Annotated in this window: 1 protein-coding gene; it reads left to right on the top strand. The window is 71.9% G+C overall.

Going from position 1 to position 9,181, the window contains the following annotated elements; all coding sequences use genetic code 11:
- Nucleotides 1–9,181: amino acid adenylation domain-containing protein (locus ACFW6B_RS40840; protein ID WP_386604968.1), on the top strand; the 9,181-nt coding region annotated here is incomplete at both ends.

A 9,181-nucleotide genomic window follows, 5' to 3' on the forward strand; every position in this document is an offset into this window, starting at 1 on the left:
GCCGGAGTACATGGTGCCGGGCGCGTTCGTGTCGATGGATGTGCTGCCGTTGACCGGCAACGGCAAACTCGACCGCCGCGCCCTGCCCGAACCCGAGCAGTCCCTGTCCACCGGCGTACGCGGTCCGCGCACTCCGCGTGAGGAGATCCTCTGCGGGCTCTTCGCCGAGGTACTGGGCCGGGCCACGGTGGGCCTCGACGAGAACTTCTTCGACCTTGGTGGCCACTCCCTGCTCGCCACCCGGCTCGCGAGCCGCATCCGTGCCGCCCTCGACATCCACCTCTCGGTGCAGCAACTGTTCGACGCACCCACCGTCGCGGGTCTCACGGCCGTCCTGGACACGGGCGCGGGGAGCACCCGGTCCCGGCTCACGGCTGGGGTGCGGCCCGAGCGGCTGTCCCTGTCCTTCGGCCAGCAGCGGCTGTGGTTCCTCAACCGCTTCGAGGCCGCGGACGCCACGTACAACATCCCGGTCGTGCTCCGCCTGGACGGCCCCGTCGACCCCGCCGCCCTGCGGACCGCACTCGACGACGTCGTGACCCGGCACGAGCCATTGCGCACCATCTTCGCCGAGGACGAGACGGGGCCTTGGCAGACCGTGCTCGAACCGGTTCGGGCTAGGCCCGAGTTCCACCACGCCGAGGCCGGCGACGAGGAAGCGGCGGCCCTCGTCGCCGAACTCACTGGACGCGGCTTCGACGTCGCCCGGGACGTCCCTGTGCGGGTCGCGCTGGTGAGTCATGCGCCGGACCGGCACACCCTCGTGGTCGTGGTGCACCACATCGCCGCCGACGGATGGTCCCTGCCCGTACTCGTGCGGGACCTGGCCACCGCCTACGCGGCCCGCCGTGCGGGCGCCGCGCCCGACTGGGCCCCGTTGCCGGTGCAGTACGCTGATTTCGCCCTGTGGCAGCGCCGCGAACTCGGCGCGCAGGACGACCGGGAGAGCTTGCTCGCCCACCATCTGGATTACTGGCGCACTGCTCTCGCGGATCTGCCTGAGGAACTGGCGCTACCCACCGACCGCCCCCGCACCGCGGGCGCGGCGCGCCGGGGCGAGCGCGTCGAGTTCGACGTGCCCGCCGCACTGCACCAGCGCTTGGCGGACACCGCCCGCTCCCACAACGCCAGCGTCTTCATGGTCGTCCAGGCCGCGCTCGCCGTCCTGTTGTCCCGCCTGGGCGGCGGCCACGACATTCCCATCGGCACGCCGGTCGCCGGTCGCACCGACGAAGCCGTGGAAGACCTGGTCGGCTTCTTCGTCAACAACCTCGTGCTGCGCACCGACCTGTCGGGCAATCCTACGTTTGCCCAGCTCATCGACCGGGTCCGGGAGACGGACCTGGCCGCGTACACGCACCAGGACGTACCCTTCGAGCTGCTGGTGGAGGACCTCAACCCGCAGCGCTCGCTCGCTCGCCACCCGCTTTTCCAGGTGTTGCTCACCGTCGAGACCGCGGATCACCAGGACGTCCCCGAGGCCGTCGGTGAACTCCTCGGCGTGCGGGTGTCGCCCGCCGTGGCCGAGGCCGGCATGGCCAAGTTCGACCTCCTCTTCGGCTTCGGCGAGCGTCGGACACAGGACGGGACGCCCGCCGGGATGCGCGGTTCGCTGCTGTTCGACACCGCTCTCTTCGACCGCGAGACCGCCGACGCGATGGCCGACCGGATGGTGCGGCTGCTCGACACTCTGACGGCCGAACCGCGGCGGCACGTCGCGGACGTGGAAATCCTTGGTCCCGCCGAGCGGGCGCTGGTGCTGACGGAGTGGAACGACACGCGGCGGCCCGCGCCCGCGCCGCTGACCGAGCTGTTCGCCCGCAGGGTGCGTCAGACCCCGGACGCCACCGCACTTGTCGCGGGGGCCGAGGAACTGTCGTACGCCGCCCTCGACGAGCGGGCGGAGCGGCTCGCCCACCTGCTGCGTGCGCATGGCGCGGGCCCTGACACACTCGTCGCCGTCGCGCTGCCGCGCACCGCGGACCTGGTCATCGCCCTGCTCGCCGTCCTCAAGTCCGGTGCCGCCTACGTACCGATCGACCTCGGCTATCCCGCGGACCGCGTCGGCTGGGTCCTGAAGGACGCGAACCCCGCGTTGTTGCTCACCACGCGCGCCTCGGGCCCGGTGCCGACCGGTACGGCGGCCCGCCGTATTGACCTGGACGCCGAGGAGACCCGCGCCGCACTCGCGGTACCCGTCGACGCCTCGGCTCCCGTCACGGACGGCGCCCACCCCGCCTACGTCATCTATACCTCCGGGTCGACCGGCCGTCCCAAGGGCGTGGTGGTGACCCGTACCGCGCTCGACAACTTCCTTGCCGCCATGCGGGAACAGTTCCGGCTCACCGCCGACGACCGGCTGCTCGCCGTCACCACGGTCGGGTTCGACATCGCGGGCCTCGAGCTCTACCTCCCGCTCACGGTGGGCGCGGCCGTGGTGCTCGCGAGCCCCGAGCAGGTCCGTGACCCGGGTGCCCTGTGTGCCGAGGCCGAGCGGACCGGCACCACGGTGCTCCAGGCCACCCCGGGTTTGTGGCGTGCGCTCGCCGAGCAGGACGGGGCGTTGTTCACCGGCGTACGCGTACTCGTCGGCGGCGAGGCGCTGCCCGCCGACCTGGCCCGGCTCCTGCTGGCGCGCGGCAGGTCCGTGACCAACCTCTATGGCCCCACCGAGACGACCATCTGGTCGACGGCGGCCGAGCTGGCACCCGCTGCCGGCGCGCCTTCCATCGGAAGGCCGATCGGCAACACCCGGGTCCATGTCCTCGACGAGAGACTGCGTCCCGTTCCCGTAGGGGTGCCGGGCGAGCTCTTCATTGCCGGCGACGGTCTGGCCCGCGGCTATCTGGGTCGTCCCGACCTGTCCGCGGAGCGCTTCGTCGCCTGTCCTTTCGGCGAGGCCGGATCCCGTATGTACCGCACCGGGGACGTGGTGCGGTGGCGTGCCACGGGCGAGCTGGAGTTCCTGGGACGCGCCGACCAGCAGGTGAAGGTGCGCGGCTTCCGTATCGAGCCCGGCGAGGTGGAGACCGCCCTGGCCACCCACCCCGGCGTCGGCCGGTGCGTGGTGACGGCCCGGTCGGACGGCTCGGGCAGCAGCCGGCTGGTGGCGTACACCGTGCCGGCCGGTCCGCAGTCGCCGACCGCGGGTGAACTCCGCGACCATCTGGCGGGGCTGCTGCCTCCCTACATGGTGCCCTCGGCCTTCGTGCCGCTCGACGCCCTGCCGCTGACCCCGAACGGCAAGCTCGACCGCAAGGCGCTGCCCGAGCCCGAGTTCGCCGCGACCGGTGCCGTCCGGGAGCCGCGCGGGCCCCGGGAGGTTCTCCTGTGTGGTCTGTTCGCGGAGGTGCTCGGCGTCGAGCGGGTGGGCATTGACGACGACTTCTTCGAGTTGGGCGGGCATTCCCTGCTCGCTGCACGGCTGGCCGGACGGATCCGGGTGGCACTCGGCATCGAACTGACCCTCCGGGAGCTGTTCGAAGCACCGACCGTGGCCGGGATTGCTGCCGTACTGGAACGCGGCAACCCCGAGGTGGACGGTCGCCCGGTCGCCGCCACCGCGCTCACCCCGGCGCAGCAGCGGCTCTGGTTTCTGCACCAGTTGCAGGGCGCGAGCGCGCTCTACAACGTGCCTGCCGCCGTACGGCTGTCCGGGCCCGTGGACGCGGCGGCCATGGGTCGGGCGCTAACCGACCTGATGGAGCGTCATGAGGTGCTGCGCACCGTGTTCGCCGAGGACCGGCACGGCCCGTACCGCATCCCGGTCCGCGACGCGCCGGACGTGCTGGAGGTGGCGGACACCTCCGCTCAGGCACTGACCGAGAGGCTGGAGGAGGCCGCCCGCCGTCCCTTCGACCTGACTGCCGCGCCCGCCTTCCGGGCCCTGCTACTGCGGATCTCCAACAAGGAGAGCGTGCTGCTGCTGGTGGCCCACCGCATCATGGGCGACACCCTGACGGCCGTCGAGACGGCCCGTGATCTCGCCACCGCCTACGCGGCGCGGTGCGCGGGCCGAACCCCGCAGTGGAGCGCTTCAGTCCTCGCCGCCGAGCCGGACCCGAGTCAGGTCGATGCTGAACTCGCCTACTGGAAAACGCAGTTGGCCAACCTTCCGGAAGAGCTGGAGCTGCCCTGCGACCGGCCGAGGCCGGCCGTCGCGGGATACGGCGGCGACCGCGTCGAGTTCGCCGCCGACAGCGAGCTGCACGCCGCGCTCACCGACCTGGCGCAGGCGCACGGCACCGGACTCCTCACGGTCGTGCACGCCGGGCTCACGGCCCTGCTCACTGGCCTCGGTGCCGGCACGGACATCCCGGTGGGGGTCCTGGCCACCGACGTGGCCGACGAGCTGACCGACGCGCCAGCCCCGTCCACGGACACCCTGGTGCTGCGAACGGACACCTCCGGGCTTGTCGACTTCGCCGGGCTCCTCGACCGGGTGCGGGAAACCGCCCGGGCGGCGGCGGGCCGGGCGACGGTCTCCTTCGACCGGCTCGTGGACCACCTCGACCCGGCGCGCTCCCTCGCCCGGCATCCGCTTTTCCAGGTGCAGCTCTCCCGCGCCCGGCGGCAGTTCGCCGAGGCGTTCAACGATTTGGGCGTCCAACTGGAGCACCCCGCCCTGACGGCGACCGCCATCGACGTGGCCACCGGAACCTGCCGCTACGACCTCCAGCTCACCCTCGACGAGAGGACCAGCCCCGAGGGCCGGCCAGCAGGTGTGCTGTTCGGCTTGGACTTCAGCACCGAGCTGTTCGATCGGGCCACGGCCGAACGACTCGGTGAGCGGCTGCTGCGGCTGCTGCACTCCTGCGCCGAGCGGCCTGGCCTGCCTCTGCACCACATCGAGCTGCTCACCGCCGACGAACGGCACCTGCTCCTCGACCGACTCGGCCAAGGCGCAGCCACGACACCCGCGGAAGGTATCGTCGAGCGCTTCGAACGCCGGGCCACACTGACCCCCGACGCGCCCGCCGTGGCCCACCACGGCACCGTGCTGACGTACCGGGAACTCAACGAGCGGGCCAACCGGATCGCCCACCACCTGATCGCCCAGGGCATGCGCCCCGAACGGTACGTCGCGCTGGCTCTGCCCCGGATCCCCGACCTGTGGGCCGCGGTACTCGGTGTGCTGAAGACGGGGGCGGGCTATCTGCCGGTCGACCTGTCCTACCCGGCGGACCGCATCGCGTACATCTTCGACGACGCCCGGCCCGACCTCGTCCTCACCGACACGTCGGCGGCGTCCGCGCTCCCGCCGACCGCCGCGCGCACGGTGGTCCTCGACGACCCCGCCGTGCACGGCGCGCTCGACGAGTTGCCCGCGCGCAACCCGGCCGACGGCGAACGGCACGCACCCGTGCTCCCCGCCCACCCCGCGTACCTCGTCTACACCTCGGGCTCGACCGGCCGACCCAAGGGCGTCGTGGTCCCGCGCGCCGGTCTGATGAACGTCATGACGGCGCTGGACGCACGGTTCCGGCTCAGTCCCGATGATCGGCAACTCGCCGTCGCACCCGTCGGATTCGACATGGCGGGACCGGAACTGTTCCTTCCATTCCTCAGCGGCGCCACCGTCGTGCTGCCCGACCAGGACGCCGTCCGCGATCCCGCGGCGCTCCTCGCGGCCATCGCCGACGAGAACATCACCGTCCTCCAGGCCACGCCGAGTCTGTGGCACGCCCTGCTCGCCGAGGACGCGGCAGGGACCCTCGCCGGGCTGCGCGCCTTCGTCGGCGCCGAGGCGCTTCCTGCCGCATTGGCCCGCGAACTGCGCGGCAAAGTACGAGAGTTGACTAATCTCTACGGGCCCACCGAGACCACCATCTGGTCGACGGCGTGGCAGGTGCCCGAGTCCGTCACTGCACCGGCCATCGGGCAACCCCTCGACAACACAAGCGTGTACGTCCTCGACGAGCGGCTGCGCCCCGTACCCCCCGGGGTCCGCGGCGAGCTGTGCATCGCCGGCGACGGTGTGGTGCGCGGCTACGCGGGGCGTGCCGGACTGACCGCCGAACGCTTCGTGGCGGACCCCTTCGGGCCCCCCGGATCCCGCATGTACCGCACGGGTGACGTCGTACGCTGGACCGCTGAAGGACAGCTGGAGTTCGTGGGCCGTGCCGACCACCAAGTCAAAGTGCGCGGCTTCCGCATCGAACTCGGCGAGATCGAAACGCTGCTCGCCGGCCATCCGAACGTCTCCGCCTGCGTTGTCGTCGTACGCGAGGACCGCCCCGGGGACCGCCGCCTGGTCGGCTACGTCGTGCCGCACGGTGCGTCGGTCCAGGCCGCCGAACTGCGTGCCCACCTCTCCGACGCGCTGCCCGAGTACATGGTGCCGTCGGCGCTGGTGCCCCTTGACGCGCTGCCGCTAACCCCCAACGGCAAGCTCGACCGCGAGGCCCTGCCCGCCCCGGTGTACGAGGCCGGCTCCGGCTCCCGGGCGCCGAGGACCCCCCGCGAAGAGATCCTGTGCAGGCTGTTCGCGGAGGTGCTCGGCGTCGAACGCGTGGGCATCGACGACGGCTTCTTCGACCTGGGCGGCCACTCCTTGCTCGCCACCCGCCTGGTCAGCCGCATCCGCACGGCACTCGACACCGAACTGTCCATCCGCGAGCTGTTCGAGGCGCCGACCGCGGCGAGCCTCGGCACCGTCCTAGACCGGGCCGCCACCGCCCGGGCGGGCATACGCCGCGTCGCACCGCGCCCCGAACGCATTCCGGTGTCGTACGTGCAGCAGCGACTGTGGTTCATGAACCGGGTCGAGGGCACCCGCGCGACCTACAACGTCCCCCTGTCCCTGCGTCTGACGGGGACGCTCGACCGGGCCGCCCTCAGCGAGGCGATCAGCGACGTCGTCGCCCGCCACGAACCGCTGCGCACGGTCTTCGGCGAGGACGAACAGGGCCCGTACCAGCAGGTCCTGGACGCCCGGGAGGTCCGACCGGAACTCACCGTGGTCCCGGTCACCGAGGAGGAGCTGACGGCCCGCCGTGACGAGGCGGCGGGACATGTCTTCGACCTGGCCGCCGAACCTCCCGTCCGCGCCTTGCTGTTCACCCTCGGCGCGGACGACCAGATGCTGCTCCTGCTGCTGCACCACATCGCGGCCGACGGCTGGTCGATGCCGGTCCTCGTGCGGGACCTCGCCACCGCCTACGCCGCCCGTCGCGCGGGCCGGGCGCCGGTCTTCGAGCCGCTGCCCGTGGACTACGCCGACTACACCCTCTGGCAGCGCGCCATGCTGGACGCCGAGGACGGCCCGGCGGCCCGCCAGCTCGCCCACTGGACGGCACAGCTCGCGGACCTGCCCGTGGAGCTGCCCCTGCCCACCGACCGCCCACGTCCGGCCGTTCCCTCGTACGTCGGCGGGCGCATCGTTTTCGAGATCCCGGCCGGTGTCCACCAGTCGCTCACCCGACTCGCCAGGGAACGGCAGGCCAGCCTCTTCATGGTCGTGCAGGCAGCCGTCGCCGCGCTGCTCACCCGGGTCGGTGGCGGCACCGACATCCCCATCGGCTCGCCGGTGGCGGGCCGCACGGATGAGGCGCTCGACTCCCTGGTGGGGCTGTTCATCAACACGTTGGTGCTGCGCACCGACACCTCCGGAAACCCGTCCTTCACCGACCTCGTCGACCGGGTGCGGGAGACCGACCTCGCCGCCTACGCCCACCAGGACGTCCCCTTCGAGCGGCTCGTCGAGGTACTCAACCCCGAGCGGGCCCTGGCCCGGCACCCCCTCTTCCAGGTCGTCCTGACGGTCGACAGCACCGACCAGCAAGCCGCCACGGACGAGGTGGCCGAACTGCTGGGTCTCACCATCACTCCGGGCACCACTGAGACCGGTGTCTCGCGCACCGACCTGCTGTTCGGCTTCGGGGAACGGTTCGGCACGGACGGCGCACCGGCCGGACTACGCGGAGCGCTGCTCTACAGCAGTGACCTCTTCGACCACACCACGGCACAGTCCATGGCCGACCGGCTCGCCCGGCTGCTGACGGCCGCCGCCGAGCGGCCCACCACGCGCATCGGCGAATTCGAGGTCCTCGACCCGGCCGAGCGGCACCAGATGCTCACCGAGTGGAACGGCCCCCTCGGGCAGACACCGGCCGGCACCGTACTCGACCGGTTTGCCGAGCAGGTTCGGCGCGCCCCCGAGGCGCCAGCCGTCGAGACCGACTCCGCAGTGCTGTCGTACGCCGAACTCGACCGTCTCTCCGACCGGCTGGCGCACCGGTTGATCGAACTGGGCGCGGGGCCCGAGGACTTCGTCGCTCTCGCGCTGCCCCGCTCGCCGGAGCTCATCGTCGCCGTGCTCGCGGTGCTGAAGTCCGGCGCCGCCTATCTGCCCGTCGAACCCGGCTATCCCACCGAACGCATCGCCTTCATGCTCGCCGACGCAGGACCCGCCCTGTTGCTCTGCGCCGACGAGACCGCGGACCAGCTGCCCGGGTCGCACATACCGCGGTTCGTCTTGACGGAGCTGCTGGCCGAGGCAGCCGAACAGCAGGACGACGTGGCTCCCGTCACTGACGCCGACCGAGCCGAACCCCTCAGCCCGCACCATCCCGCATACGTCATCTACACCTCGGGCTCCACCGGGCGCCCCAAGGGCGTGGTCGTCGAGCACGCCTCCGTGAACGCCTATCTGGCCTGGGCAAGAAATGCCTACCCCGGCCTCTCGGGGCGCGCGCTGCTGCATTCGCCGATCGCGTTCGATCTGACGGTGACGGCGCTGCTCGGCCCGCTCACCGCAGGCGGCTCGGTGCGGCCCGCGGTCCTGGAGGAGGAGTCCGCGAACGATCTGCGGCCAGCCTTCCTGAAGGCGACGCCGAGTCATCTGCCCCTGCTCACCGCCCTGCCCGAAGCGCTGTCGCCCAGCAGCGACCTGGTGGTGGGCGGTGAGGCGCTCAGTGGCGAGACCGTCCGGGCCTGGCGGGAGCGCAGCCCAGGGGCGACGGTCATCAACGAGTACGGGCCCACCGAGGCGACCGTCGGCTGTGTGGTCGCCTTCATCCGCCCCGAGGACGAACTCCCCGCCGGATCCGTCGCCATCGGCAGACCCGTCCACAACATGCGCGCCTACGTGCTCGACAGCGCCCTGCGACCGGTGCCTCCGGGCGTGCCGGGTGAGCTCTATCTGGGCGGTGTACAGCTGGCGCGTGGGTATCTGGGGCGT

This window comes from Streptomyces sp. NPDC058751 (assembly GCF_042746485.1).
GTDB lineage: Bacteria > Actinomycetota > Actinomycetes > Streptomycetales > Streptomycetaceae > Streptomyces.